This is a genomic window from Streptomyces sp. MJM8645 (assembly GCF_001625365.1).
Classification (GTDB): domain Bacteria; phylum Actinomycetota; class Actinomycetes; order Streptomycetales; family Streptomycetaceae; genus Kitasatospora.
This window is the reverse complement of record NZ_LJJF01000001.1, coordinates 1,642,885-1,668,689: the sequence shown is the minus strand read 5'-3', so window position 1 is coordinate 1,668,689 and position 25,805 is coordinate 1,642,885. Positions and strand designations below refer to the sequence as shown.

28 protein-coding genes and 1 pseudogene are annotated in these 25,805 nt (G+C 73.9%); 10 read left to right on the top strand and 19 right to left on the bottom strand.

Annotated elements, in window-relative coordinates:
- Nucleotides 1–36: 36 nt before the first annotated feature.
- Nucleotides 37–504: a MarR family transcriptional regulator gene (locus A6F73_RS07005; RefSeq protein WP_063350998.1), complete on the top strand. Its 468-nt coding sequence runs from the start codon at nt 37–39 to the stop codon at nt 502–504.
- Nucleotides 505–574: 70 nt separating this feature from the next.
- Here A6F73_RS07005 and A6F73_RS07000 read toward each other — a convergent pair whose 3' ends face one another.
- Nucleotides 575–2,149 (bottom strand): PucR family transcriptional regulator, encoded by a 1,575-nt coding sequence (locus tag A6F73_RS07000; protein WP_063346983.1) that lies wholly within the window; start codon nt 2,147–2,149, stop codon nt 575–577.
- A gap of 463 nt (nt 2,150–2,612) precedes the next feature.
- On the opposite strand from A6F73_RS07000, the gene A6F73_RS06995 reads away from it, so the two are divergent.
- The 3 genes from A6F73_RS06995 to A6F73_RS06985 all read left to right on the top strand — a co-directional run bounded on the left by A6F73_RS06995 (nt 2,613) and on the right by A6F73_RS06985 (nt 4,197).
- Complete coding sequence (locus A6F73_RS06995; RefSeq protein WP_063346982.1) at nt 2,613–3,065, top strand: molybdopterin-dependent oxidoreductase; 453 nt, start codon at nt 2,613–2,615, stop codon at nt 3,063–3,065.
- A gap of 131 nt (nt 3,066–3,196) precedes the next feature.
- Entirely contained in the window at nt 3,197–3,562 is a 366-nt protein-coding gene (locus tag A6F73_RS06990; protein WP_063346981.1) for a nuclear transport factor 2 family protein, read from the top strand.
- A gap of 122 nt (nt 3,563–3,684) precedes the next feature.
- Complete coding sequence (locus A6F73_RS06985) at nt 3,685–4,197, top strand: GNAT family protein (protein WP_079135490.1); 513 nt, start codon at nt 3,685–3,687, stop codon at nt 4,195–4,197.
- Between the two features lie 70 nt (nt 4,198–4,267).
- Here the strand turns inward: A6F73_RS06985 and A6F73_RS06980 are convergent, their stop codons facing one another.
- Together A6F73_RS06980 and A6F73_RS06975 are read right to left on the bottom strand one after the other, a co-directional pair.
- Nucleotides 4,268–5,314: a LacI family DNA-binding transcriptional regulator gene (locus tag A6F73_RS06980; protein ID WP_063346980.1), complete on the bottom strand. Its 1,047-nt coding sequence runs from the start codon at nt 5,312–5,314 to the stop codon at nt 4,268–4,270.
- Nucleotides 5,315–5,380: 66 nt separating this feature from the next.
- Nucleotides 5,381–6,232 (bottom strand): MurR/RpiR family transcriptional regulator, encoded by an 852-nt coding sequence (locus A6F73_RS06975; protein ID WP_244293318.1) that lies wholly within the window; start codon nt 6,230–6,232, stop codon nt 5,381–5,383.
- Between the two features lie 92 nt (nt 6,233–6,324).
- Between A6F73_RS06975 and A6F73_RS06970 the strand changes: the two genes are divergently transcribed.
- Complete coding sequence (locus A6F73_RS06970; protein WP_063346978.1) at nt 6,325–7,182, top strand: DMT family transporter; 858 nt, start codon at nt 6,325–6,327, stop codon at nt 7,180–7,182.
- A 60-nt stretch (nt 7,183–7,242) separates the two neighbouring features.
- Here the strand turns inward: A6F73_RS06970 and A6F73_RS06965 are convergent, their stop codons facing one another.
- The 10 genes and pseudogenes from A6F73_RS06965 to A6F73_RS06920 all read right to left on the bottom strand — a co-directional run bounded on the left by A6F73_RS06965 (nt 7,243) and on the right by A6F73_RS06920 (nt 16,324).
- Nucleotides 7,243–8,004, bottom strand: coding sequence for a GNAT family N-acetyltransferase (locus tag A6F73_RS06965; protein ID WP_244293317.1), 762 nt, complete (start codon nt 8,002–8,004; stop codon nt 7,243–7,245).
- Between the two features lie 73 nt (nt 8,005–8,077).
- Nucleotides 8,078–9,172 (bottom strand): hypothetical protein, encoded by a 1,095-nt coding sequence (locus tag A6F73_RS06960; protein WP_063346976.1) that lies wholly within the window; start codon nt 9,170–9,172, stop codon nt 8,078–8,080.
- Nucleotides 9,173–9,310: 138 nt separating this feature from the next.
- Nucleotides 9,311–10,753, bottom strand: a complete 1,443-nt coding sequence (locus tag A6F73_RS06955) for an NAD(P)/FAD-dependent oxidoreductase (RefSeq protein ID WP_208869058.1) — start codon at nt 10,751–10,753, stop codon at nt 9,311–9,313.
- Nucleotides 10,750–10,980 (bottom strand): hypothetical protein, encoded by a 231-nt coding sequence (locus A6F73_RS06950; protein WP_063346975.1) that lies wholly within the window; start codon nt 10,978–10,980, stop codon nt 10,750–10,752. The genes A6F73_RS06955 and A6F73_RS06950 overlap by 4 nt, the downstream gene beginning before the upstream one ends.
- A 152-nt stretch (nt 10,981–11,132) precedes the next feature.
- Nucleotides 11,133–11,867: an alpha/beta hydrolase gene (locus A6F73_RS06945; protein ID WP_063346974.1), complete on the bottom strand. Its 735-nt coding sequence runs from the start codon at nt 11,865–11,867 to the stop codon at nt 11,133–11,135.
- A gap of 244 nt (nt 11,868–12,111) precedes the next feature.
- The gene (locus A6F73_RS06940) at nt 12,112–13,269 is read right to left on the bottom strand and encodes an IS701 family transposase (RefSeq protein WP_063346973.1); all 1,158 of its coding nucleotides are present in this window, start codon (nt 13,267–13,269) and stop codon (nt 12,112–12,114) included.
- 346 nt (nt 13,270–13,615) lie between these two features.
- A pseudogene (locus A6F73_RS06935) lies at nt 13,616–14,017 on the bottom strand (thioredoxin domain-containing protein); the annotation flags it as partial.
- A gap of 147 nt (nt 14,018–14,164) precedes the next feature.
- A complete protein-coding gene (locus tag A6F73_RS06930; RefSeq protein ID WP_063346971.1) occupies nt 14,165–14,887 on the bottom strand; it encodes a hypothetical protein in 723 nt (240 codons plus the stop codon).
- Between the two features lie 40 nt (nt 14,888–14,927).
- Nucleotides 14,928–15,485 carry a DUF1990 domain-containing protein gene (locus tag A6F73_RS06925; protein WP_063346970.1) on the bottom strand — a complete coding sequence of 186 codons (558 nt, stop codon included), beginning with the start codon at nt 15,483–15,485 and terminating at the stop codon, nt 14,928–14,930.
- Nucleotides 15,482–16,324, bottom strand: coding sequence for a YndJ family protein (locus A6F73_RS06920; RefSeq protein ID WP_063346969.1), 843 nt, complete (start codon nt 16,322–16,324; stop codon nt 15,482–15,484). The genes A6F73_RS06925 and A6F73_RS06920 overlap by 4 nt, the downstream gene beginning before the upstream one ends.
- A 167-nt stretch (nt 16,325–16,491) precedes the next feature.
- On the opposite strand from A6F73_RS06920, the gene A6F73_RS06915 reads away from it, so the two are divergent.
- Together A6F73_RS06915 and A6F73_RS06910 are read left to right on the top strand one after the other, a co-directional pair.
- A complete protein-coding gene (locus A6F73_RS06915) occupies nt 16,492–16,761 on the top strand; it encodes a DUF1876 domain-containing protein (protein ID WP_063346968.1) in 270 nt (89 codons plus the stop codon).
- Nucleotides 16,758–16,961, top strand: a complete 204-nt coding sequence (locus A6F73_RS06910) for a hypothetical protein (protein ID WP_063346967.1) — start codon at nt 16,758–16,760, stop codon at nt 16,959–16,961. Before A6F73_RS06915 ends, A6F73_RS06910 begins: the two co-directional genes overlap by 4 nt.
- 107 nt (nt 16,962–17,068) lie before the next feature.
- Here A6F73_RS06910 and A6F73_RS06905 read toward each other — a convergent pair whose 3' ends face one another.
- The 4 genes from A6F73_RS06905 to A6F73_RS06890 all read right to left on the bottom strand — a co-directional run bounded on the left by A6F73_RS06905 (nt 17,069) and on the right by A6F73_RS06890 (nt 21,807).
- On the bottom strand, nt 17,069–17,509 hold the full coding sequence (locus A6F73_RS06905) for a PPOX class F420-dependent oxidoreductase (RefSeq protein ID WP_063346966.1): 441 nt from the start codon (nt 17,507–17,509) through the stop codon (nt 17,069–17,071).
- Between the two features lie 36 nt (nt 17,510–17,545).
- Complete coding sequence (locus tag A6F73_RS06900; protein WP_063346965.1) at nt 17,546–19,156, bottom strand: cytochrome bc complex cytochrome b subunit; 1,611 nt, start codon at nt 19,154–19,156, stop codon at nt 17,546–17,548.
- A 267-nt stretch (nt 19,157–19,423) separates the two neighbouring features.
- Nucleotides 19,424–20,953: an MFS transporter gene (locus A6F73_RS06895; RefSeq protein ID WP_063346964.1), complete on the bottom strand. Its 1,530-nt coding sequence runs from the start codon at nt 20,951–20,953 to the stop codon at nt 19,424–19,426.
- A gap of 176 nt (nt 20,954–21,129) precedes the next feature.
- Nucleotides 21,130–21,807, bottom strand: coding sequence for a TetR/AcrR family transcriptional regulator (locus A6F73_RS06890; protein ID WP_063346963.1), 678 nt, complete (start codon nt 21,805–21,807; stop codon nt 21,130–21,132).
- 196 nt (nt 21,808–22,003) lie between these two features.
- Between A6F73_RS06890 and A6F73_RS06885 the strand changes: the two genes are divergently transcribed.
- Complete coding sequence (locus tag A6F73_RS06885; protein ID WP_244293316.1) at nt 22,004–22,612, top strand: Uma2 family endonuclease; 609 nt, start codon at nt 22,004–22,006, stop codon at nt 22,610–22,612.
- 282 nt (nt 22,613–22,894) lie between these two features.
- On the top strand, nt 22,895–23,683 hold the full coding sequence (locus tag A6F73_RS06880; protein ID WP_063346961.1) for a VOC family protein: 789 nt from the start codon (nt 22,895–22,897) through the stop codon (nt 23,681–23,683).
- A 3-nt stretch (nt 23,684–23,686) separates the two neighbouring features.
- Here the strand turns inward: A6F73_RS06880 and A6F73_RS06875 are convergent, their stop codons facing one another.
- The gene (locus tag A6F73_RS06875) at nt 23,687–24,184 is read right to left on the bottom strand and encodes a hemerythrin domain-containing protein (RefSeq protein WP_063346960.1); all 498 of its coding nucleotides are present in this window, start codon (nt 24,182–24,184) and stop codon (nt 23,687–23,689) included.
- A gap of 145 nt (nt 24,185–24,329) precedes the next feature.
- A complete protein-coding gene (locus tag A6F73_RS06870; protein WP_063346959.1) occupies nt 24,330–24,926 on the bottom strand; it encodes a TIGR03086 family metal-binding protein in 597 nt (198 codons plus the stop codon).
- A 183-nt stretch (nt 24,927–25,109) separates the two neighbouring features.
- Between A6F73_RS06870 and A6F73_RS06865 the strand changes: the two genes are divergently transcribed.
- Complete coding sequence (locus tag A6F73_RS06865; RefSeq protein WP_063346958.1) at nt 25,110–25,679, top strand: DoxX family protein; 570 nt, start codon at nt 25,110–25,112, stop codon at nt 25,677–25,679.
- Nucleotides 25,680–25,805: the final 126 nt, after the last annotated feature.

The following is a 25,805-nucleotide window of genomic DNA, read 5'->3' as shown; positions in this document are numbered from 1 at the left end:
TTGAACAACAGGAGTAGGCTTCACTGCATGTCCACACTGAACGAACCCCGCTGGCTGGACCAGGACGAGATGGCTGCCTGGCGGGGCTTCGTCGTCGCGAGCAACCTGCTCAACCGCCGACTGGAGCGCCAGCTCAAGGAGGACTCCGGCCTCTCGCACCAGCAGTACGAGATCCTGGTCCACCTGTCCGCCGCCCCGGCCCACGCGCTGCGGATGACCGAACTCGCCGACAAGCTGGTCACCTCCAAGAGCGGCCTCACCTACCAGGTCACCCAGCTGGAGCGGATGGGCCTGGTCGCCCGCCGCTCCTGCCCCAGCGACGTGCGCGGCGTCATCGCCGAACTCACCGACCAGGGGCGGGAGTCGCTGCGGCAGGCCGCACCCGGGCACGTCGCCCTGGTCCGCGAGCTGCTGATCGACGTGCTCACCCGCGAGCAGCTGGCCGTGCTCGCCGAAAGCCTCGGCGAGGTCAGTGCCCGGCTGCGCCTCGACGACACACCCTGAAGCCCGATTCCTGAGCCGCTCAGTCCCCCGCCGCCCGCCCCCGCAGCAGCTGCCGCTCCCGTTCGGCGGTCTACCGAGCCTGAGCCGGGGCCTGAGCCCGGACCGGCTGCGGGGCGCAGAGCAGGGCGGTCCGCAGGTCGAGCCGGTCCCGCAGTCGGGCCAGGCTGCGGCCGGTCAGCTCCTCGATCCGGCGGATCCGGTAGTGCACGGTGTTGACGTGGATGCACAGCGCCTCGGCCGTCCGCGCCCACGAGCCGTCGTGGTCCAGGAAGACCGCCAGGGTGCCCAGCAGCGAGACGCTGTTCTCCCGGTCGTGGGCGGCCAGCGGGGCCAGCAGCCGGGCGTGGAAGGCGGCCGTCACCTCCGGCGGGATGCCGCGCAGCAGTCCGTCCAGCGAGTCCAGTTCGGCGGCGCTGGCGACCGGGCCGGCCGAGCCCTCCAGTACGTAGCGGGCCTGCACCAGCGCCGCCCGCAGTGCGGCGGGGGCGGGCGGGGCGGCCGGGCCGACGCCCACTCGCAGAGTGCGCCGGCCGGTCAGCCGGCTCTGCAGCGCGGGCCGGGCCCGGCGCAGCCGTTCGGCGACCTGCTCGACCGGCGCGGCCACCAGCGCGGCGGACCGCCCGCCGCGGTCGGTCCCGGCGGCGTACGGCGCGCCGAGCGGGTGCAGCGCCTCGGCCAGCGCGTACGCCGCCCAGGCGACGGGCGGGCCGTCGCCCGGCGCGGCACCCGCCTCGCCCGCCCGGCCGCCGTCGATCCGCGCGGTGACCGCCACCAGCGACTCGGCCCCGCCCAGCCCGCAGGCCGCGAGCGGCTCGGCGAGCCCGGCCTCCCCGGCGAGCGCGTCCAGTAGCCGCCCGGCGGCCCGGCGCCGCGCGCCCGCGTCGGCGTGGGCGCGGGCGGCGAGCGGGGCGAGCAGTTCGGCCAGGGCCTGGAGTGCCGGTTCGGCCGCCGCCGAGCGCAGGTGCGGGCGCAGCCGCCAGCCGTCGAACGGCGAGCCGTCCTGGGGCCCGACGGGCAGCCCGGTGTTGCCGCGCCCGGCGGGCGGGACGGGTGGGGCGGTGGCAGGTACGGCGGTGACGGCAGTGGTGGCGGTGGCGGCGACGGCCCGGCCGCCGGCGGTGGTGATCGAGCAGTCCGGCACCCCGAGCCGGCTGACCGCGTGGGCCAGCACCTCGCCGGCCCCGGCGTCCGCGTGCAGCAGGTCGAGCAGTTCGTGCCGGACGGTCTCCGGGATCGCCGCGGTGTCCTGGGCGCCGGCCCGCAGGTCCCCCCAGAGTCGCAGGTAGACGCGGTCGGTGACGGCACGGAAGCTGACTCCGGCGGGCACCGCCAGCAGCGGGATGCCGTGGGTGCGGCAGGCGTCGGCGAGGCTGTCCGGGACGCTGCCGTGGGTGCCCTCGCCGGCCAGCAGCGCCGCCACGCCCGCGCTGCGCAGAGCGGTGGCGAAGCGCAGCGCGCCGGAGGCGTCGGCGGGCTGCCACCAGACCAGGCCGGTGAGGACGAGTTCGCCGGGCTGGAGGTAGCGGGCCGGGTCCTGGAGGTCGGTGGAGCTGAGCCCGGTGACCGGGCGGTCGAGCAGGTCCGGGGTGCCCCAGGCCAGGCGGATGTCCAGGTCGTCGAGGTGCAGCAGGTCGCCGACGATCATCTCTCGCTCATCTCGCTCTCGCTCTCGCCTTTGTGCGCCGCGCACGGCTGCTCCTCGCAAGTGCAAGGTTCAGATGTGCATGGGCATCGTAAATGCAAGTCATGCGGCGGTGATTCTTCTTGTCGGATCATCCAGTGCGGGCCCCCTCGGCGGGTGTGCGGAACCAGTCGTCCGCCCGATTGCGGTGCCGCTTCCATCGGCTTTCGCGGCTTCCGCCGGCTTTCGCGGCTTCCGCCGGCTTTCGCGGCTTCCGCCGGCTTCCGCCGGTGCGGGGCGCGCCGAGCCGAGCCGCCTCCTCGGGCATGCCCGCCCCTGTCTCGGCAGTTGCCAGCCGAAAGCGCTCCATGCCATCGCATCTGCCGCTGAAATCATCCTTTCAGCGCCGCAGCTGCGAATGCCCGGGCCCTCCCTCGGGTAACCCCCTCCCGGGTCGCAGCGGCGCGGCCCGGGAGGAGGGAGCACCATGACCCCGTCGAGCCCCACCGTCCGGCTGCACGGCCACTTCGACCGGCCCGCCGAGCTGTCGGTCGACCAGCTGCGCGCCCTCCCCGCGCACCGCGTCGAGGTCAGCTTCGACTGCCTGGCCGAGGGCGAGCAGCGGCACGACTACGAGGGGCCCGCGCTCTGGGACGTGCTGTGCGCGGCCCGGCCCCGGATCGACTTCTCCGGCCGCAAGCAGCGGCTGCGCTTCCTGCTCTCGGTCAGCGGCGCGGACGGCCACCGGGCCGTCGTCTCCTGGGCCGAGATCGACCCCGACTTCGGCGGCCAGCGGATCCTGCTGGCCACCAGCATGGACGGCGCCCCGCTGGACGCCGCCGGCCCGCAGCTCGTCGTCCCCGACGACCACTGCGGCGCCCGCTACGTCAGCGGGGTCACCGCCGTGTGGCTCGGCCCGCTGGGTGAACCGGCGGCCTGAGCCCCGGCCGCGCGTAGCCGGGCCTTGTGTCGCTGGGCCTTGTGCCGCCGGGTCGGGGCCGAGCCGCGGCCCCGGTCCGGGCCCCGGTCCGAGCCTTGTGCCGCCAACGGGACCGTGGGGAGGATGGGCGCATGACGATCGATCTCGCCTTCGCCGAGCGCTTCGCCGAGGTCTGGGCCGCCGACTGGAACTCCCGCGACCTGGAGCGCATCCTCGCCCACTACACCGAGGATGTGGTCTTCGCCTCGCCCCGGATCCGGGTGCTCACCGGTGAGCGGCTGGACGAGGTGCGCGGCAAGGAGGCCCTGCGCGCGTACTGGGCGCAGGGCCTCGACCGCCTGCCCGACCTGCACTTCACCGTCGAGGACGTCCGCGCCTCCGTGGACACCGTCGTCATCAACTACCGCAACGAGCGGGGCCAAGCCGTCGCCGAGGTGCTGACCTTCCGCGACGGCCTGGTCTGCCGGGGCCTCGGCGCCTACGGGCCGGAGGCCTGACGCGGGCCCCCGTCGGATCCTCGCCGGGGCCGTAGGCCCTGCTCGGAGGGGGTGTGGGCCCGATCGCAGCCGAGACCGAAAAGAGCTCGCCGGATGCCTGTTTCCGTGCCAACATGCCCCATATGGGGACGATTCTGCACGGCACCCTGGTGACCCTCCGTACCGCCGGCACCGACGACATCCCGGCGCTCGCGGCCATCCGCGGCACGCCCGAGGTGTTCGCCCGCTGGCGGGGCGGTGACGACCTCGCCGACGCCGTCGCCAGCGACCTGGAGGAGCCCGACACCGAGACCCTCGCCGTCGAGGTGGGCGGGAAGATCGTCGGCGCCATCCAGTGGTACGCCAACAACGACGACGAGTACCGGCACGCCGGCATCGACATCTACCTCGACCCGGAGGTCCACGGCGTCGGCCTCGGCGCGGACGCCGTCCGTACGCTGGCCCGCCATCTCGTCGACCACCACCACTACCACCGGCTGATCATCGACCCGGCGGCCGACAACACGGCCGCGATCCGCTGCTACGCGAAGGTCGGCTTCCGCTCCGTCGGCACCATGCGCCAGTACGAGCGCGGCCCGGACGGCACCTGGCACGACAACCTGCTGATGGACCTCCTCGCGGACGAGCTCCGCTGACCGGCGCGCCCGCGCGGCGGTAGGCGGCCCGGCAGCGGCCCGACCGGTCCGGAGCGCGCGTGGCGCGGAGTCAGATCGCGGCTGCGCCTGCGGTCGCCCGCTCCGGCGCCGGGCAGCCGCAGGTGCGCCGCAGCACCAGCCGGGCCGGGAAGGTCCGCGCGCCGGTGGAGCGCCGCTCGGCCCCGCCGAGGACCAGGTCGACCGCGGCGCGGGCCATCTCGTCCTGCGCGGTCGCGACGGTGGTCAGTGCCGGGCCGGCGATCACCGCCTCGGCGATGTCGTCGAAACCGGCCACCGCGAGCTGCTCCGGCACCCGGATGCCCAGGTCGTCGGCGGCCCGCAGCAGGCCGATCGCCTGGTCGTCGGTCGTGCAGAACACGGCGGACGGCCGGTCGGGCCGGGCCAGCAGGGCGAGCGCCTCGGCGTGCGCCCGGACACGGTCGAACGGCGCGGGCACCAGCCGCCCCTCGGTCGCCAGCCCGGCCTCGGCCAGCGCGGCGGCCCAGCCGGCCGTCCGCCCGGTGACCGGGTCGTGCGGGCTGAGCGCGAGGGTGCCGCCGAAGCAGTGCACCTCGGCGTGGCCGTGCCCGAGCAGGTGCCGGACCACCTCGCGGGCGCCGCCCTCGTCGTCCGCCACCACCGCGACGCCGTCGGCGGTCTCCGCCCGGTGGTGCAGCAGCACGACCGAGGTGCCGTCGCCCACGTCGAAGCCGGTGAGCCCGGGGGTGGCCGGGTCCTGGGTGACCAGGATCAGCCCGTCGACCTGCATGCCGAGGAACGCGCGGATGTAGTGCGCCTCGCGCTCGTCCACGTAGTCGGAGTTGCCGATCAGCAGGAGCCGGCCGTGGTCGGCGGCGGCCTGCTCGACGGCGTGCGCGAGCCCGGCGAAGAACGGCTGGCGGGCGTCCGGCACGACCATGCCGAGCAGGTTGGTCCGCCGCCGTGCCATCGCCTGGGCGACCCGGTTGGGGCGGTAGCCGAGCTCCTCGACCGCCGCGAGCACCCGCGCCCGGGTCGCGGGCGCCACCGGCCGCGGCCCGTCGTTGATCACATAACTCACGACCGCCGTGGACGTCCCCGCCACCCGCGCCACATCGTCCCGTGTCACCCTCGCCATGCCCGCGAGCCTACACAGCGCCTCCGACAGCTCCGGGCTGCCGTCGCCGCCGGGCGCCCGCCGTGGTCAGTACGTGTGGTCCGCGGTGATGTCCGCCGAGAGGCCGAGGGCCTGTTCGGCGGGTCGCCCGCGCAGCGCCAGCAGGGTCTGGGCGAGCGCGTCGACGGCGGCCAGGTGGGCGAGCCGGCTGGCCGTGGTCTCCAGGCCGAAGACCAGGTCCTGCCCGCCCGCGACCAGGGTGTGGGTGGCCGTCTCGGTGAGCGGCGAGCGGGCGTAGCTGGTGAGCGCGACCACGGCCGCCCCGGCCGCCCGGGCCCGGCGCGCGGCGTCGATCACCAGCGGGGTGGCGCCGCCGTGGCTGACCGCGAAGCAGACGCCGTCGGGCGGGAGCTGGGCGGCGGCCAGTTGGGCGGTGAGTGGGTCGGCGGGGGCGTCGACGCGCAGGCCGAGCGCGCGCAGCCGGTAGGCGAGGTCGAGCACCACCGCGCCGGACAGCCCGGAACCGACCAGCACCACCTGGCCGGCGCCGGCCAGCACGTCGGCGGCCGCCCGCAGGTCGTCGGCGGTGAGCGTGGCGGTGATCCCGTCCAGGGCCGCGCGGGCGGCCCGCAGGGTGTCGGCGAGGGCCCGGGCGGCCGGGTCGCGTGCGTCGTCGTCGGCGGGGGCCGGGGCCGTGGCGGGGGAGTGCCGGGCGGCGGCGATCTTCAGCTCCTGGTAGCCGCGGAAGCCGAGCCGCTGGCAGGCCCGGACCACGGAGGAGGGGGCGGTGCCGGCCAGTGCGGCGACGTCGCTGACGCTCAGGTGCACCAGGCCGGCGCCCCGGTCGAGCACCACCTCGGCCACCCGCGCCTCGGCGCCGCGCAGGTCGCCGAGCCGGGCCCGGATCCGCGCGGCGAGCTGGGACTCCAGGGGCGTCATGTCGGAATGTCCTTCCATAGCGCTAGGGTAGCGTGGAATTCGGTTCCAGGCCGTGCCGGGTCGCCGGAAGGCCGTCGGAGGGGAGCTTCGCCATGCCCGAGATCGTGCCGGCCGTGCCGGTGGCCGTGCTCGCCGCGGCCGTGCTGCACGCCGTCTGGAACGGCCTGGCGCACCGAATAGCGGACAAGCTGGTCGGCTTCGCGCTGATCAACCTGACCTACACCGCGTGCGCGCTGGTCCTGGTGCTGCTCAACCCGCTGCCGGCGGCCTCGGCCTGGCCGTACCTGCTGGCCTCGGTCGCCGTCCAGACGACGTCGACGGTCCTGCTGCTACGCGCCTACCAGCTGGGCGACTTCGGGCAGATGTACCCGATCGCGCGCGGCTCGGCGCCGCTGCTGGTGGCCCTGCTGTCGGCCACCGTGCTCGGCCAGCGCCCGGGCGCGGGCGAGCTGTTGGGCGTCGTGGTGATCTCCTGCGGCCTGATCGGGCTGGCCTTCGCCAAGGGCGTCCCGGGGCGGGCGCAACTGCCCGCGCTCGGGGCCGCCGCCGGGACGGGCGTGATGATCGCCGTCTACACGGTGCTGGACGGCAGCGGCGTCCGGCACGCCGGGACGGTCGGCGGCTACGTGGCCTGGCTGTTCCTGTTGCAGGGGCCGACGCTCGCGCTGATCGTCTGGGCCCGGCGCGGCCGTTCGCTGCTGACCGGGGTCGGCAAGGTGGTGCCGGTGGGGATCGCGGGAGGCGTGCTCTCGCTGACGGCCTACGGCCTGGTGGTGTGGGCGCAGTCCCGGGGGGACTTGGCGACGATCGCGGCGCTGCGCGAGACGAGCATCGTGATCGCCGCCCTGATCGCCACCGTGGTGTTCCGGGAGCGGCTCGGCCGGCTGCGGCTGAGCGCCAGCCTCATCGTGCTGGCCGGGATAGCCGTCCTGGAGCTGGTCCGGCCGTAGCGCTGTCTGGCCGATCGCGGGCTGATCCACCGAGACCGGCCGGACAGAGACTGGTGGCCGTCAGCTCTTCTCCGGCACGATCACGGTCAGCGAGGTGCTCAGCACCTCGAAGCCCAGGGACTCGTAGAGCCGACGGGCCGGGTTGCTGTCGGTGACGGCCAACTGCACCTCGACGAGCCCGCGTTCGGCGGCGTCGGCGACGGCGCGGCGCAGCAGGTCCGCGCCGAGGCCCCGGTAGCCGAGCTCCGGGTGCCGGAAGACGTCGGCGATCCACGGCAGGCCGCCGCGGTCGGTGAGGACGAGCCCGGCCACCACCCGGTCCTGCGCGTCCACGGCGAGCAGGCTGGACGGCAGCACCGGCCCGATGACCTCGCCGGCGAGCAGCGGGGCGATCCGCTGCGCCAGCGCCTGCCGGTCGTCGCCCGCGAAGTGGTCTGGGTGCCCCGGGGCGAACGCGGCCCGCCAGGCCTCGAACAGGTCCTCGGGCGCGCGGTCGCAGGGCGCGGCCCGCAGGCCGCCGCGCAGCGGGGCCCCGGCCCAGTCGGCGGGCGGCGGGTCGGCGACCAGGTCGCGCCGCATGGCGTGGGCGTGCCGGAGCACGGTGGCGCCGTGCTCCAGCAGGGCGAGGCCGAACTCGGGGGTCCCGGAGACCACCCACCCGGCCAGCTCGGTGCGGACGAATTCCACCGGGTCGGTGCCGTCGTTTCCGTCCACCACCTCCAGCAGGTCGGCCCAGGGCCGCCCCTCCCGCTCGCCGAGGAGGTAGCGCACCACCGGTACGCCCTCGCCGTTTCGCCCGATCACCCAGTCAGTCTCGGTCACACCCAGCCCCATTCGTACGGTCGTTCGTCCGCCGTCATGGTCGACGAGAGCGCGCTCGGGGGCAACCGAATTGTCAGGCCACCACCGCGGCGCGGACGCAGAGCACGTCCGGCAGGTGGGAGATCAGCGGTGACCAGCTCTCGCCCTCGTCGTGGCTGCCGTAGACGTCGCCGGTCCGGTTGCCGAAGTAGATCCCGGCCGGTTCGGCGTCGTCGGTGCGCAGCGCGTCGCGCAGCACGACGCCGTAGTGGTCCTCGCCGGGCAGGCCGTCGGCGAGCGGCTGCCAGCTGGTGCCGCCGTCGGTGGTGCGGAAGACCCGGCACCGGCGGCCGGGTGGGATGCGGTCGTCCCCGCCGCCGAGCGGGAACAGGTAGGCGGTGTCGCCCCGGCGCGGGTGGGCGGCGACGGCGAAGCCGAACGCGGCGGGCAGCCCGTCGGCGACGGAGCGCCAGCTCGCGCCCCAGTCGTCGCTGCGGTAGACGCCGCCGTGGTTCTGCAGGTACAGCCGGTCGGGGTCGACGGGGTCGGGGGCGATCTTGTGCACGCACTGGCCGAACTCGGGGTACTGGCCCTCCTCCGGGAGGAACTCGGCGCGCAGACCGGTGTTGGCGGGCTCCCAGCTGTCGCCGCCGTCCTTGCTGCGGTAGACGCCGCCGGTGGAGACGGCGACCAGCAGCCGCTGCGGGTCGCGCGGGTCGGTGACGACGGTGTGCAGGCCCTGGCCGCCGTAGCCGGCGCCCCAGTCGGTCCGGTGCGGGTGGTTCCAGAGCGACTCGACCAGACGGAAGGTCTCGCCGCCGTCCTCGGAGCGGAACAGCGCCGCGGGCTCGGTGCCGGCGTAGACGACGCCGGGGGCCTCCGGGCCGGCCGGCTGGAGCTGCCAGACCCGGGTGAGCGAGGCGCCGGTGGCTTCGGGGAAGCGGATCGCCGGCTGCGGCGGCTCGTACCAGGTGGCGCCGAGGTCGTCGGAGCGCCAGACGGACGGCCCCCAGTGGCTGCTGTCGGCGCCGACCAGCAGCCGGGTGCGGCCGTCGCGGCGGTCGATGGAGACGGAGTAGACCGCGTTCATCCGGAAGTGCGGCCCGCTGAACTCCCAGTCCAGCCGGTCGCGGCTGCGGCCGAGAAAGAGGCCCTTCTCGGTTCCGACGGCCAACAGCACTTCGGTCATGCCCACACCACCTGGTGACGAGTACGGCCCCCCGGGACGGCCCCCGACGCCCAGTGTCCCGTTGTCCACCGGCGGCCACATCTCGCCGCGCCCACTCACCCGGAAGGCTCTCTCGTCAGGAACGCTCACCCGCCCGGCTCACCCCCGGCAGCCCTCCAGCAGCCGCAGCCACACCTCGCTGATCGTCGGGTAGGAGGGCACGGCGTGCCAGAGCCGGTCGATCGGCACCTCGCCGACCACGGCGACGGTCGCCGAGTGCAGCAGTTCGGCGACCCCGGGGCCGACCAGGCAGGCGCCGACCAGCACCTCGCGGTCCAGGTCGAAGACCACCCTGGCCCGGCCGCGGTAGTGGTCGCCGTACAGCGAGGCCCCGGCGACGGCGCCGAAGTCGTGGTCGACGGCCTTGACCCGCAGCCCGGCCCCTTCGGCCGCCGCCAGGGTCAGTCCGACGGCGGCGACCTCCGGATGGGTGAACACGACCTGCGGCGCGCCCGCGCTGTCGGCCGACGCGGCGTGCGCGCCCCAGCGGGAGGTGTCCAGCGCGCGCCCCTGGGCGCGGGCCACGATCGCCGAGCCCGTGATCCGGGCCTGGTACTTGCCCTGGTGGGTGAGCAGCGCCCGGTGGTTGACGTCCCCGGCGGCGTACAGCCACTCGCCGTCGACGCCGAGCACGGTGCAGCTGTCGTCCACCTCCAGCCAGCCGCCCGGCTTCAGCCCGACCTGCTCCAGCCCGACGTCGGCGGTGCGCGGGGCCCGTCCGGTCGCGTACAGCACCTCGTCCACGGTCAGCCGCTCGCCGTCACCGAGCGTCAGGACCACCGGCCCGGCGCCGTCCGCCCGCTCCAGCGCGGTGGCCTCCGTCCCGAACCGGAGGTCCACCCCGGCCTCGCGCAGGCCCTCCGCGACCAGCTCGCCCGCGAACGGCTCCATCCGCGGCAGCAGGTGGTCGCCGCGCACCAGCAGCACCACCTCGGAGCCGAGCGCCCGCCAGGCGGTCGCGAGCTCCACCCCGACCACGCCGCCGCCGACCACCGCCAGCCGCCCGGGCACGGCCGGAGCGGCGGTCGCCTCCCGGTTGGTCCACGGGTGGGCCTCCGCCAGCCCCGGCACGCCCGTGGGCAGCACCGGGCGGCTGCCGGTGCACACGGCGACGGCGTGCCGGGCGGTGAGCACCCGCTCGGTGCCGTCCTCGGCCTCCACGGTGACGGTCCGCACGCCCGCCAGCCGGCCGTGGCCGCGCACCAGCTCGATGCCGGCGCTCCGCAGCCACTGCACCTGGCCGTCGTCGTTCCAGTGCGAGGTGAAGGAGTCCCGCCGGGCCAGCACCGCGGCCGGGTCCAGCCGCCGGTCGCCGACCGCCTCCCGGGAGCCGGCCACCGCGCGGGCGTCGGCCAGCGCGGCCACCGGGCGCAGCAGCGCCTTGCTCGGCATGCAGGCCCAGTACGAGCACTCGCCGCCGACCAGTTCGGCCTCCACGACCACCGTGCGCAGGCCGGCGGCGGCCGTCCGGTCGGCGACGTTCTCGCCGGTCGGGCCGCCCCCCAGGACGATGACGTCGTACTCCTCGGCGGTGCTGGTCATACCCGGTCCTCCGTGCTGTCGATGGCCACCCCGGCCCGCAGGGCGAGGGTGACGGGCGTGTGGTCGCGGACGTCGAGCAGCCGGGCGTGCCGGGCGTCGTCCAGCGCGTCGGTGAGGGCGCCGGTGAGGGCGGCCTTCCGGGAGGTCGGCCCGTGGCTGCCGTTCGTCTCGTACCCGAGCCTGACCCGAACGGCCTCCAGCGGCCACTTCTCGCGCTCCGCGTGCATCCGCAGGGGCTCGCTTTCCTGTGGGATCCGGCCCCCGGCCGGACGGGCGCCGGGCCGTGTGCCCGGCGCCGTGCCCATCCTGCGACGTCGACGGGGCTTCGCGCAGACGAACCCGCAGACGAACCCGCCGACGGGTTCGAGCCGGGGGCGGGTCAGAGCGCCGCGAGCTCGGCCAGTACCGCCGCCGTGTCGGCCGGGCGGGAGAACATCGGCCAGTGCCCGGTGGGCAGTTCGCGCAGCTCCCAGTTCGGCCCGTCGAGCCCGGCGAACCACGGGTGGCCGGCCGTGATCATCGCCTGCACCTGGGCGAGCGGGAAGGAACAGGTCACCAGTGCCTGCGGCAGCGCGGCCGAGGCGCCCGTCAGCCGCAGCCGGTCCCGGTACGCCCCGGCCGGGTGCGGGGTGGCCCGCTCGCGGATCCGGGCGAGCGCGGCCTCGTCCAGGCCCTCCACACTGGCGCCGTCGGCGGCGAGGTCGGCCCAGGAGGGCATCGGGAGGCGGCCGTCGACCACCGAGGCGTCGGCCGCCGCGCGGTGGTCGGGCTGCCAGAGGTCGTACAGCGAACCGCCGTCGATCATCGGGCCGCTGTCCAGGTAGACCACCCGGCGGATCCGCTCCGGCATCCGGTCCGCGATCCCGCCGGCCGGGGCGCAGGCGCCGCTGTGCGCGACCAGCACCACCTCCCACAGGTCCTCGCGGACCAGTAGGTCGGCCAGCGCGGCGATGTGCTCCGCCAGCCCGATCGGCTCGGCCTCGCCCGCGCGCTCCGCCAGCCCGGGCAGCGTCACGGGGTGGACGGCGTGCCCGTCGGCGCGCAGCGGCCCGGCGACCTCCTCCCAGGCCCAGGCGCCGAGCCAGAAACCGGGGACCAGTACGAACGTGCTCATGGTGGATCGCTCCTCGCGGTCGGGCGGGATCTCCGTCGCCGACGACCCTAGTACTGCAACGGTGCTTACCGTGACGAGGCTTCAGCTCTTGGGCTGTGGCCTCGTCTTTTGTAGTGGCTGGTCCGGGCCTGTTGTTGGCGTCTGCGACGCCATCGGGACCAGTGCAGGACGTGGTCGATGCTGCGGCGGACAGGCCGGGTGAGCTTCGTGATCAGTCGGCGGATCTCGGGGACCGTGAGGGGTATCAGGTCTGGCGTTCGAGCGGGTCCAGCCCCTTTTCGAGGTGCTGGGCCCGCATGACGGTGAGGTAGGCGTGGGCCGCCATGGCCAGGGTGATGTGCCGGTACCACCCCGGGTGGCGTCGGACCTGATAGTCGTCCAGGCCGCACTGGCCCTTGGCACTCTGGAAACACTCCTCGATCGCCCAGCGGGCACCCGCGACGGCGATCAGCTCGTTGAGTGTGGCACCGGCGGGCGCGTAGGCGATGTAGTAGGCGAGCTTTGTGGGATCGGTGATGCTGCGGCGTGCCAGGACCCAGTGCTTGCGGTCGGGGCGGTGCCACGGCCGGACCTCGACACGGGCCCAGTCGTAGACCCGCAGGCCATGGGCGCCCTCGCCGCAGGAACGACGCTTCCACTTCTGACGGGGAAGGTCGGCGATCAGGTCGTGCAGCCGATGGTCCAGTGCCCTCCGGGTGACGACGGTGTCGTGGCTGGTGGTGGCCACGACGTGGAAGACATCCGCCTGCTCCAACTCGTAGCGCCAGCCCTTGCTGTAGCCGTAGCCGGCATCCGCGGTCACCCACCGGAACGGGATCTGGTCGTCGATCGCGCGCCGGACCATCGCCCTGGCGAGCTGGACCTTGGTGACGAACTCGACCTCGTCGCCGATCCCTGCCGCCCGGCAGCGTGCGCGGTCGTCGGTCCAGGACTTCGGGAGGTAGAGCGCCCGGTCGATCAGGGTGCGGCCCGGCTTGCCGGAATAGGCGAGGAAGACCCCGACCTGGCAATTCTCGGTACGGCCGGCGGTGCCGGAGTACTGCCGCTGGACACCGGCCGAACGCACACCCTTCTTCAGGAACCCGGTGTCGTCCACGATCAGCACACCGGCCGGATCCGCCAGGTGCTCGACGACGTACTCGCGTACGTCGTCGAGCACCCCGTCCGCGTCCCACTCGATCCGGTTCAGCAGCCGCTGGATCCGGTCCGGACCGACATGACCGGCCTCCTCGGCCACCGTCCACCCGTTCTTGCGCTCCAAAGGCGCCAGCAGGCCCCACATGTAAGCCAGCGCAGACTCCCGCGACTCACTCCGCGCGAACCGGTGAGCAAACCGCTCATGTAACCCTGCCAGCCCATCCGACCAGCGACGAGCATCGACCTCGGATATGTCCCCATCCATGAACAGCTCAACGAGCTAACCCGACAACCGTCACGGTAAGCACCGTTGCAGTACTAGGGCGTGTCGTCAAACCCCCGCCTGCGCGCCGGCGCTGGGGCACGCACCTCGCCGCGTTGTCGTCGGTCGCCGATGCTCCGCATGGACTCCCTCCTCCGCCTTGCGATGCACGCACCCCAGCGCCGCCACGCCCGCCCTCCGGGCGGACGACGGGGGTTTGACGACACGCCCTAGGACCGACCCCGGCCGGACTTCGCCCGGATTTTCGCCCGGATTACTGAGCGACCGGGCCCGGGGAGTCGCACTCCCCGGGCCCTCGGACAAGCGGACGTCCGGACGCCCGGACGGGTCAGGCCTGGCCCTCGGCCGCCTGCTCCTGCGCCACCTTGCGCTTCACCTCGGCCATGTCCAGCTTCCTGGCCTGGCCGATCAGGTCCTCGAACACCGACTCCGGCAGCGCACCGGCCTGCGAGAAGACGAGCACGCCCTCACGGACGATCGCCAGCGTGGGGATCGACTGGATCCCGAACGCGGAGGCAAGCTCCACCTGCGCCTCGGTGTCCACCTTGGCGAAGACCAGGTCCGTGTGGCGCTCGGCCGCCTTCTCGTACACCGGGGCGAACTGGCGGCACGGCCCGCACCACCCGGCCCAGAAGTCGATGAAGACGAAGTCCTGGCCCTCCGGGCCCGGGACGATGTCGTCGAAGTTCTCCTTGGTCAGCTCGACCGTGCTGCTCATCTCGCGATTCCTTCCCTTCCGGAGGCGGTGCTACCGATCACGTGCTCGCGACAACCGTGCGCCCCGACGGGGTATTCCGGAGCCGCCCGGGCCGGAGCCTCTCCCGCCGTAGCCGCCCCCGCCGGTCCAGCGCCCGCCGGTTCAGCGCCCGGGCGCCGCTCACGGCGTGGAGCGGAAACCCCACGGGTGGGAGACCTGGTACGCCGCCAGCCGCTCGATCCGGGCCGGCCCCTGTACGCCGGGCCAGCGCGGGTTCGGCGTGCCGTCGCCGGTCAGGTGCTCCCGTCGCCAGATGCCGTTCCAGCCGACCCGCAGGGCGGGCTCGAAGCTGTGCCACCGCCCGCACGGGCACGGCTGCCGCACCCAGGCGCAGGTCCGGCAGAGTTCGGCCAGGCCGTGGCCGGTCGAGCGCGACAGCACCGGCCCCTCGTCCCCGCAGGCCGGGCAGCCGGGCAGTACGGCGCCGTCCAGCAGCGCGTTCTGCCGCCGGACGTAGTCGGGCAGCCGCAGCGGCGGGTGGAGGAAGGGGTCCGCCCGCCAGGCCGCGTCCGGTGCGCCCCACCAGGGGCGGTTCCACCACACCGGCTCGGTCGGTTGCCGCCGCCCGGCCCGCTTCTCCGCCCGGCGCCGCGCCTCGTACTCCCGCGCCCCGGCCAGCCACAGGACCCGCGCCTCGTGCAGCTCCTCCACGGCCCGCACCAGCGAGTCCGGGTCGGCCTCCATCAGCCGGGGCATCCGGGCGCTGAGCGTGAGGTGGTGGTAGGTGGCCCGGAAGCCGTACGGCGCGAAGCAGGTCAGGCAGGTCCGTAGGGCGTTGAGCCGCCGGCGCACCGGCAGCCGCTCGTCGTGCACCCGGGCCCGGTGGGTCAGGAAGCTGGTCACGGCTGCCCCGCGGCGACATCGAGGGCCGGCTGCATGCGTATCACCGGGCGATCATGCCGGACGGCCCGCCCGTCGGGCCAAGGCATTGCCCTGCGTCCGCCGCGATCCGGGCCAGGACCCGGCCGCAGCGCCGGGCGAAGGCCCGCTGCGCGAGCGGCAGCAGCGGCCCCGCCAGCCGGGCGTACCGGGCGACCGGACGGCTGAAGGCGGTCACGCTGAACCAGACCGCCCCGTCCGCCTCCAGTTCGACCAGGAACGTTTCTTCGCCGCACGCCAGATGGCCGGCCCGGGTGCCGTAGGTGAAGCCGTACCGGTCCGGGCCTTCGACGGTGGCCAGCACCCGGTTGGGGGCGCCGGCCCGGAGCGGGCCGACGCCGATCGCGCAGTGCACGGCGACGCCGGGGGCGGCCCGGTCCGCGTCGGCGTCGATCCGCACGCCGGCCAGCCGGTGCATCCGCCAGCCGAGCAGGGCGGCCCCGGCCACCTCCAGGGCGGGGCGGCCCCGGCCGACGAGCGCCCGGTGCCGCAGGTGGCGGTACCCGCCGGGCAGGTGGCCGGTGGCGCTGGCGCCCTGCTCCGGGTAGCTGAGGTCGGTCATCGGTGGTCCTCCGTGGTGGTGATCCGGCGCCAGGCGAGCAGCGAGCAGAGCGCGAAGCCGAGCGCGTTGCCGACGCCGTGGGTGGCGGCCATCCAGGCCAGGGTGGGGTGGGGGAGTCCGGACGCCTGGCCGAGGGCCCACCACAGGGCGAGCAGCATGGTGAGGGCGAGGACGGCCGAGGAGGCGGTGAGCAGCCGGGCGGTGACCGGGTCGGCGGCGCGCGGCCGCAGGTCGCGCCAGGTGACCAGGCCGACCAGCCACATCCCGGTGGTGAGCACGCAGGCCCCGGCGAACTGGACCCAGGTGCCGAGGAAGTACCCGGCTAGCACCAGCAGCGTCCCGGCCGGCACGCTGAGCGCGGCGCAGCGGGCGGCGCCGGAACCCGGCCGGGTGCTGCGGCAGACCAGCCCGGCGACGAGGGCGGCGGTGAAGCCGGCGTAGTGGAAGTGCGGGACGGTCAGCGCCAGGACGTGCGGTTCGAAGCCGAACAGCGGGTAGCCGGAGCGCTCGGCGACCAGGGCGGTGCCGGCCACCGCCGGGGCGGCGAGCGCGGTGAGGACGGCGATTTCGGCGGGCGCGAGCGAGCGGGTCCGGCGCAGCCGCAGCGGTGCGTGGAGGGCGACGGCCAGGGTGCCGAGCGCGTAGAGGGCGGCGCTGCCGGTGGCGAGGCCGCCGCGCGGGAGCCAGAGCGAGAGCGCGCCGGGGACGGCGGCGAGCGGCCAGAGCCGGCGGACGCGGGCGAGGCCGGGTTCGCCGATCAGGGCGAGGCCGAGCGGGACGACGGCGCCCATACCGAGCAGGACCAGCAGGTTCACCAGCTCCGTCGTGCCCTTGCCCATGCCGGAAGCACCTCCTTGAACGTGTTCAAACCTTGGTCGTGGACGACTCTACGCCGCAGAGTTGAACGCGTTCAACTTGCCTCCGGTCCGCCTGCCCTGGTGTTCACGGTGGGTGCGGCGCACTCTGGAGGAGTAACCGGAGGAGTAATCGATGGAGGTGATCCGCCATGCAGACTCTGGTCGGTTGGCACATCGAGATGGAGTTCCGCGAGGACGGCCCGCGCACGACCGCCGCGGCCATGCTGCGGCTGCGCGACGGCAGGGAACTACGGGCCCACGGCTACAGCAGCCGCCACCCCTCGGACCCGGAACAGCTGCGGGTCGGCGAGGAGATCGCGGGGGCCAGAGCCCTCAACGACCTGGCCTCGCAGCTGCTCACCAAGGCCCACGGCGAGATCCAGGAGGTCAGCCCGGTCCCGACCCACCCGCTGACGTGAGCGCCCCGCACCCGGACGGCGGCCACGCCGGCGGCCGGGAGCACCGTTCGCGCATCCCGCTGATCTGCCCGCGCTGCGGGCACGAACAGCGGGTCGTGCCCGGCGGCCCCGACCGGTCGGTCAGGGTCGTGCACGTGGCGACGGGCCGGGAGGCGTGCGAACCCGGGGACCTGGCGAAGGCGCCGGACGACGGGCCCTGAGAGCGGTCCCCGGCAGCGCGAACGCTTCACCACGCGAACGGCGCCGGGGGCCGGGCACGTCCGTGCCCGGCCCCCGCCCCTCGGCGCCACCAGGTCGCCCGACGGAGTCAGTTGACGCAGTACGTCGTCGGCAGCTGCCACTCGGGCCCGACCAGCCGCTGCTCCAGCTCGTTGAGCGTGATCCGGATGCCGACCGTCCCGGCCAGCCCGACCCGGAACCGGCTGCGGGCCAGCACGATCAGCGCCGTCAGGCCGTACTTGTTGATCAGCGAGGTGCGGTAGCGGGCGGTGTCGTCCGGGTCGCAGAGCCGTGCGCGGGCCGGCACCGGCCGTCCGGTCGGGCGCCCGTGGGCGTCGCACGGGCCGACCAGCACCCGGGGGTGGCGCCGGATCCGTTCGGCCTCCCCGGAGTGGGCCGGGGTCCAGACGCCGAGCGCGGTGCCGTCGGGCACCACCCAGATCTGCGAGTCCTGGCGGGTGCCGTCCTCGCCGAAGGTGGTGAGCAGGAGGTATCTGCTGTCGGCGAGCTGGTCGGATCGGTCGTGCATCTGTCCTCCCTCTGGCGTGGGGGCCGGGGCCGCGGGTCAGTGCCCGTGGCCCTCGGTGATCTCGCGGCACTCCTCGGCGGCGGGCTCGGCGATCCGGGCGTGTTCGCCGTGGAATCCGCGGGACAGCCGGGCGCGGGTGTGGCTGAGCACGCCCGCGCTCCGGGCGACTCCATTCTCGTCGACGGGGGCCGGCAGTTCGAGGGGGCGGGGCTGCTCGTGTGCGGTGAGCCGGTGCAGTTCGGCGGGCGCGAGCCCGGCGTGCACCTCGGTGAACTCGCCGTGCGGCAGGCGCCTGACGACGCCGGTCTCGCGTCCGTGCAGCACCTTGTCGCGGTCGCGGCGCTGGAGGCCGAGGCACCAGCGCTTGGTGATGACGAAGATGGCCACCGGGACGGCGAAGAAGCCGATCCGCACCGCGTAGGTGATGGCGTTGAGCGACAGGTGCAGATGGGTGGCGATGAGGTCGTTGCCGCCGCCGGCCAGCATCACCAGGTAGAGGCTGATCCAGGCGGCACCGAGCGCGGTGCGGACGGGCGCGTTGCGCGGCCGGTCCAGCAGGTGGTGTTCGCGCTTGTCGTCGGTCACCCAGCTCTCGATGAACGGGTGGACCGCGATCGCGCCGAGGATCACCGGGAACAGCGTGAACGGGATCAGCACGCCGAGGTTGAGGGTGTGCCCCCAGAGCCCGACCTCCCAGCCGGGCATCACCCGGATCAGGCCCTCGGCGAAGCCCATGTACCAGTCGGGCTGGGCGTCGGTGGAGACCTGGTCGGGGCGGTACGGGCCGTACGCCCAGATCGGGTTGATGGTGGCGACGGCGGACATCAGCGCGACGATGCCGAAGACCAGGAAGAAGAACCCGCCGGCCTTGGCCAGGTAGACCGGCATCAGCGGCATGCCGACGACGTTCTTCTCGGTCTTGCCCGGGCCCGCCCACTGGGTGTGCTTGTGGTGGAAGACCAGGATCAGGTGCGCCACCAGCAGGCCGAGCATGATGCCGGGCACGAGCAGCACGTGGACGGTGAAGAACCGCGGGATGATGTCGTGCCCGGGGAACTCGCCACCGAACAGGAACATCTGGACGTAGGTGCCGACCAGCGGGATGGCCAGTACCACGCCCTCGATGAACCGGATGCCGGTGCCGGAGAGCAGGTCGTCCGGGAGCGAGTAGCCGAAGAAGCCGTCCAGCATGCCGAGGAAGAGCAGCAGGAAGCCGAAGACCCAGTTGACCTCGCGCGGCTTGCGGAACGCACCGGTGAAGAAGACCCGCATCATGTGCACGAACATGGCCGCGACGAAGACGACGGCGGCCCAGTGGTGGATCTGCCGGATCAGCAGCCCGCCGCGGACCTCGAAGCTGATGTCCACCGTGGAGGCGTAGGCCTGCGACATGGGCACGCCCTTGAGCGGGACGTACGAGCCGCCGTAGATCACCTCGCCCATGGAGGGCTTGAAGAACAGGGTCAGCCAGACGCCGGTCAGGATGATGATCAGGAAGGTGTACAGGCAGATCTCGCCCAGCATGAAGGACCAGTGGTCCGGGAAGATCTTGCGCAGGTTGGCCCTGGCCAGGGTGTGGATCCCCAGCCGGCCATCCGCCCAGTCGACGGCCCGCCGCCCCCGTCCTGGGTTCTGATTCCGGGTCATGTGCACGCACCTCAGTCGGAAGGAAGTGGGGATCATTCCCCGCTTCTCGCTGAGGTCACCATAATCGGGGAGTGATCCCCACTTCTACCCGGGGCGGCTGTGATCCAGACCCGGAACCGCAGACCCGGAACCGCAGACCCCGAAGCGACGGCGCCGCCGACGGTCGGCCCCGGAACCGCCGGCCCCGGAAACGGCGAGCGGCCCGCCCGGCGCCCCAGGAAGGGGACACCGGACGGGCCGCGTACGCACCCGAGTAACCCGCAGGCGTCAGTGCACCATCACCGGCACCTCGTCGTTCTTCGCCGCACCGGCGCCCGAAGCCGACGCCGCGTCCGGGCGACCGGCGTTCACGAGGGTGAAGGCGATCGCGGAGGCCGCCACCAGGATCCCGAAGGACACCCAGATCGCGGTCGTGAAGCCGTGCACCATGCCCTGGAACTGCAGGGCCTGGGCGGCCGCCGGCGACGTGGCCGCCGCGGCGGTCGCGTGCGAGGCCAGCCAACTGGTGGTGGCGCTGGCCGCGATGGTGTTCAGCAGCGCGGTGCCGATGGCGCCGCCGACCTGCTGCGAGGTGTTGACCATCGCCGAGGCGACGCCCGCGTCGCGCGGCTGGACGCCGTGCGTGGCCAGGCTCATCGCCGGCATGAACGCGGTGCCCATGCCGAGGCCCATCAGGACCAGGCCGGGCAGGATCAGCATCGGGTAGGAGGTGTCCAGACCGATGTTGCTCAGCAGCAGCATGCCGATCGAGGCGACCAGGAAGCCGGGGGCCATCAGGAACCGCGCCGGGACGCGGGTCATCAGCCGGGCGCCGATCTGGGTCGAGCCGGTGATCATGCCCGCCACCATCGGCAGGAACGCGACGCCGGTCAGCACCGGGCTGTAGCCGCGCACGAGCTGCAGGTAGTAGGTCAGGAACAGGAACAGGCCGAACATGCCGATCACGGCCAGGCCGAGCGACAGGTACACCCCGCCGCGGTTGCGGTCCAGCACCACGCGCAGCGGCAGCAGCGGGGCCTTGACCCGGCGCTCCACCAGGACGAACGCGGTCAGCAGCACGACGGCCGCGACGAACAGCCCCAGCGTGCTGGCGGCCGTCCAGCCGCTGGACTCGGCGCGGGTGAAGCCGTACACCAGCGAGACCAGGCCGGTGGTCACCAGCAGCACGCCGGGGACGTCCAGCCGGTTGCGGTTGCGGCCCTCGGCGGGCTCGCGGATCACCAGGACGGCGCCCGCGGCGGCGACGATGGCGAACGGGACGTTGACGAAGAAGGTCCAGCGCCAGTTCATGTACTCGGTCAGCAGGCCGCCGAGGATCAGGCCGATCGCGCCACCGCCACCGGCGATCGCGCCGTAGATGCCGAAGGCCTTGGCGCGCTCCTTGGCCTCGGTGAAGGTCACCGCCAGCAGCGACAGCGCGGCCGGGGCGAGCAGCGCGCCGAACACGCCCTGGAGGGCGCGGGCGCCGAGCAGCATCGCGGTGTTGGCCGCGGCGCCGCCGAGTGCGGAGGCGAGTGCGAAGCCGGCCAGGCCGACCACGAAGGTCCGCTTGCGGCCCCAGAGGTCCGCGATCCGGCCGCCGAACAGCAGCAGGCCGCCGAAGGCCAGCGCGTAGGCGGTGATCACCCACTGGCGGTTGCCGTCGGAGATGCCCAGGTCCCGCTGGGCGGACGGCAGGGCGATGTTCACGATGGTGGCGTCCAGGACGACCATCAGCTGGGCGAGGCCGATGAATATCAGCGCCTTCCAGCGCCGGGGATCGGGCAGCGTCGCCGCTCGGGCGTCGGTTTCAGGCATGGGGGTACTCACTTCAGGGTGCGTGGCGTGCGACAGGGTTCGACCGCCGTACGGGGACGGCTGGTCGCCGTACGGGGGCGTGCGTCGGTGCGGGGCGTGCGGGGATCAGCTCCTGGCGGGCCGGTGGTCGGCGCGGTCCGGAGGGCGGGTCGGTCGGTCGGGGTACCGCTGGTGGGTCAGTGGTGGGGTTGGAAGTCCTCGAAGGTCGCGGCCCGGCCGGGCAGCACCGAACGGGCCGGCGTGCGCAGCCCGTCCAGGAACAGCTGCAGGTGCCGGTGGACGAAGTCGTCGAGCAGCTGGCAGGACGTCCCCGGCAGCGGCCGGGTCAGCTGGCTGATCGCGATGAACAGGTCTCCGTGGTCGACGTCCGCCCGCAGTTCACCCGCCGCCCGGGCGCGCTCCATCAGACCGCTCACGGCGGCCGTCAGGCGCTCGCGGGCCTCGGTGAGGTCCGGGTCGAACGGGTCGACGTGGCTGGTGAACATCGGGCAGAGCGCGCCGAGCTTCTCCGCGACGGTCGCGTGCGCGAACCGCTGCAGGGCGTCGAACGGGACGCCGTCAGGGGCGTCCGCCTCGACCGTCGCCGTCTCGGCAAGGGCCAGGATACGGCTCTTGACGAGCAGCGCCACCTCGCGGACCAGCGCCGAGCGGTCCGGGAAGTTCCGGTACAGCGTGGCGTTGCCGACCCCGGCCCGCTTCGCGATCTCGTCCAGCGGCACGTCCGCGCCGTGCTCGACGAAGGCGTCGCGAGCCGCCAGGACGATCCGCTCCCGGTTGCGGGTCGCGTCAGCGCGCAGCTTGGGCGCACGGACGGTCTCCACGGGTCGGACCGGCTCGGTGGCGGCGGTGGTCACGGCGACTGCTCCTTCAGGATACCGGGGAAGTTCTCCCCGCTTCTGCCTACGAAAGACCAAACGGGGATTCCCTCCCCGGAAATTTCGCCTTTCGCTGTGACCCGGGTCACATTTCCCGTGCCACTCTTCCGAGCCACCCGCAACGAGCCCCCGGTCCGGACCGGCGCTGTCTGATCGTGGCTCTACGGTCACAGGCATGAGCCCCGACCCAGGAATGAGCGTCGAGATCGACGGCCCCGACCGACCGCAGCTGCTGACCGAAGAATTCGAGGAACTCGCCCGGCTCGCAGCCCGCACGATCGAAGGAGTCCGGTTGGAGTTCCTCAACGGGAGGCTGGGAGTCAAACCCCCGCGGGACGGCAGCCACGGCCGGGTCCTCGAATGGCTGGTCCGCAGCTGCCTCCAGGCGCGGCCTGAGCTCTGGCTGCACAGCCATGGCCTGAGGGTCCAGGGCGCCCGAGGTGGCCGCGCGCACCCGGACGGCATGCTGGCCCCCTCCGAGGCCCTTGCCGGGCAGGGGGAGTGGGTGAGCGCGGACGAGGCACTGATGGTTGCCGAAGTCACCTCTTACGAATCCGTGGCCGACCATCGCGTCCGCGTCGAGAAGCCGCGCGCCTACGCCGAGACCGGCATCCCCGTCTACCTGTTGATCGACCGCGACTCCGCCGAGGTCACCGTCTACAGCCAGCCCGACGGCGTCCGTTACGAGACCGCGCAGATCCTCCCGTTCGGCAAGACCGTCCACCTCCCCGAGCCGGTGGGGATCTCGCTGGACACCGAGCCGCTCAAGAACTGGGTGCGCTGATCCCGGCCATGCCTCCCGGAACGCGCTACGCCCGTCGGATCAGGGCCTCCCTTTCGGATCACGCCGGGCGCGCGACGCCGGAGCACGCACCTCGCCGCGTTGTCGTCGGTCGCCGATGCTCCGCATGGACTCCCTCCTCCGCCTTGCGATGCACGCACTCCGACGCCGCGCGCTGATCCGACGTGATCCGAAAGGGAGGCCCTAGGCTGTGGGCGTCCCGGGCGGCCGGTGGGTCGTGGGAGTCGGGAGGGGCCCGGCGGCCGGGGGGCGAGGAGGTCCGCGATGGGCAGCGGTGAGACCGCCAAGGTGCGCTGCGTGGCGGCCGTTCCGTGCTGGGTGAGCCTGACGGCCCGGGACCTGGAGGGGGCGAAGGCGTTCTACGGGCCGCTGCTCGGCTGGGAGTTCGAGCCGGCGCCGGACCGCTTCGGCCCGTACCTGCACGCGGTGACCGGCGGGGAGGCGGTGGCCGGGCTGGGGGTCGCGGGCAGCGACTGGGCGATGCCGGTGGCGTGGACCAGCTACTTCGGTACGGAGAGCGCGGACGAGGCCGCCGACGCGGTGCGCGAGCGCGGCGCGACCCTGGCGGTGGGCCCGCTGGCCTTCGACGCCGGGCGGGTGGCCTTCGCGGCGGACCCGGCCGGGGCGGTGTTCGGCATCTGGGAGGGCCCGCTGGGCCGGGCCCGGCGGCTGGACCTGCCGGGCGCGCCGGTCTGGATCGAGCTGCGCACGCCGGACCCGTTCGCGGCGGCGCTGTTCTACGGGCAGGTGTTCCGCTGGGACGGCCGTGACCCGGAGCGGTTCGACGTCCGCTGGGAGCACGACCGGGTGGTGCTGCGGGCGGAGGGCCACAGCGTCGCCGCGCTGGCGAGGGAGCAGGCGGGCGGTGCGGCGGGGCTGTCGCCGCACTGGGAGGTGTCCTTCGCCGTCCCGGACGCCGACCGGGCGCTGGCCCGGGCCGTGGAGCTGGGCGGTTCGGCGGTGGGGGCCGCCTTCGACTCCCCGTACGGGCGGGTGGCCCGGTTGCAGGACCGGGAGGGCGGCCGCTTCGCGGTGATCAGCCCGAAGAACTGAGGCTCACGGCCCCGCTGCGCCCGCTTCGGCGGGCCCGGTGCCCTCGGGGCCCTCGGCGGTTTCCGCGCGTTCGGCCCGCAGCCGGTCGCCGAGGGCGGCTCGGGCGGTGGCGGGCAGGGCCTTGCGGGCGGCCGGGAAGAGCTGCTTCTCCTCGACGGCGAGGTGGCGCCGCAGGGTGTCGGTGAGGCCGCGCAGCAGGGTGTCGAAGGCTGGGTCGGCCGGGCCGAGGCCCTGGAGGTCGGAGAGGTACTGCCCGATCGCCAGGTGCTCGTGGATGCTGCCGAACACCAGCGCCCCGCCGTCCGGCACGTCGTGCTGCACGAGCGGGAAGAGGTGTTCCTCCTCGGCCGCGCAGTGGGTGAACAGCAGGTCGGTCAGCCGGGCCAGCAGGTTGGTGCGCTCGGCGGCGCCGGCGGGTGTCCGTTCGATCCGGTCGAGCAGCTCGGTGACCGCCCGGTGGTCGGCGGTGAACTCGCCGAGGATGTCCGGCCTGCGGCTCATGGCGTGCCCGCCTCTCGCACGGATCGCGGCCCCCGCTCCTTCCAGTATCCGGCGTCGGGCACCTACAGCAGTCGCCGCAGGTCAGGGCCGGTCGCGCCACGCCGGCCGCCGCAGGTCAGGCCGGTCGTGCCGCACCCCAGCCGTGTCAGGGCCGGTCGCGCCGCCCGGTGAGGGCGAGCAGGCGGGTCTGCGGGCCGGCGTCGTCGGGGACGGGCAGGGGCGGGTCGAACAGGCCGCTCCCGGAGAGGTCCCCGTAGCCGGCGAACTCGCCGAGGGCGAAGTCGACGAGTTCCGCCGGGAGCCGGGTGTGCCGTCCGATGGCTTCGGCGAGGTCCCAGCTGTGGATGACGAGGTCGGTGGTGAGCTGGTCCAGGTAGTACTGCCCGGAGACGTCCCCGAAGGAGAGGTGGACGGTGAGTTCGGTGGCGCCGGTGACGGCGAAGGCGTCCCGGGCGGCGTCGGCGGCTTCCGTCCAGGCGGTGACCGGGTCGTCGCCGAGGACGTCGCCGTCGAAGCGGCTGCCGACTTCGGAGATGGTGGCGCCCATCAGCAGTTCGGGGATCCACAGCTGTTCGCCGGTGAGGTGGTTGACGAGCTCGCGGACGGACCAGTCGGCGCACGGGGTGGGGGCGTCCCACTGGCGGGGGGTGGTCAGCCGGACGCGTTCGCCGAAGGCGGCGAGGGCTTCGGGGTAGGGCGTGCCGGGTGTCGCGGTCCGCCGGTGCTGCCTGCGTTGGGCCATGTCTCCACCCTGCCCCGGGCGGGGTCGGGCCCGCGAGTTGTCCACGACCCGTCAGTTGTTCAAATTCGAACTCCAAGGTACGGTCGAGGAGTGGCCGGTTCAAATTTGAACAACAGCCGCGGGATGACCCGCCCGGCCGCGCCACCACACCCCTACGACCGATCCCGATCGATGGAGACGCGCATGCCGAGCAGCAGCCCGAGCACGACCGCCCCCACCACCACCGTCCTCCCGGGCCGGGCGACCCCCGACTCCGCGACGACCTCCCCGCACGCCTACGACGCCGGACTCCTGCTCCTGCGCCTGGCCCTCGGCCTGACGATGGCCGCGCACGGCAGCCAGAAGCTGTTCGGCTGGTTCGGCGGCGGCGGGATCGACGGCACCGGTCAGTTCTTCACCATGAGCGGCTACCCGGCGGGCAACGCCATGGCTGTGGTCGCCGGCCTCACCGAGACGCTCGGCGGACTCGCCCTCGCCGTCGGCCTGCTGACCCCGCTGGCGGGTGCCGCGATCGTCGGCACGATGGTCAACGCGATCGCCGTCACCTGGGGCGGCGGCTTCTTCGCCCCGAAGGGCAGCGAGTACGAGCTGCTGCTCACGGCGGGTGCCGCCGCGCTCGCCCTGACCGGTCCGGGCCGCTACGCCGTGGACCGCTTCCTCCCGGTGCTGCGCGCACACCGGCTGGCGTACGGCGCGGCGGCGGTCCTGGTCGGCCTGGTGACGGCCGGTGTGATCCTGCTGCTGCGGAAGTAGTGGAGCGGGGCGTCAACGCCCAAGCGCAGGGGCCGTGCCGACGATTCGTCGGCACGGCCCCTGCGTCGTTCCCCCGCGAATCGCTCACATGAGCGGGGCTATCCAACGTCATGTGATGTGTGCCAT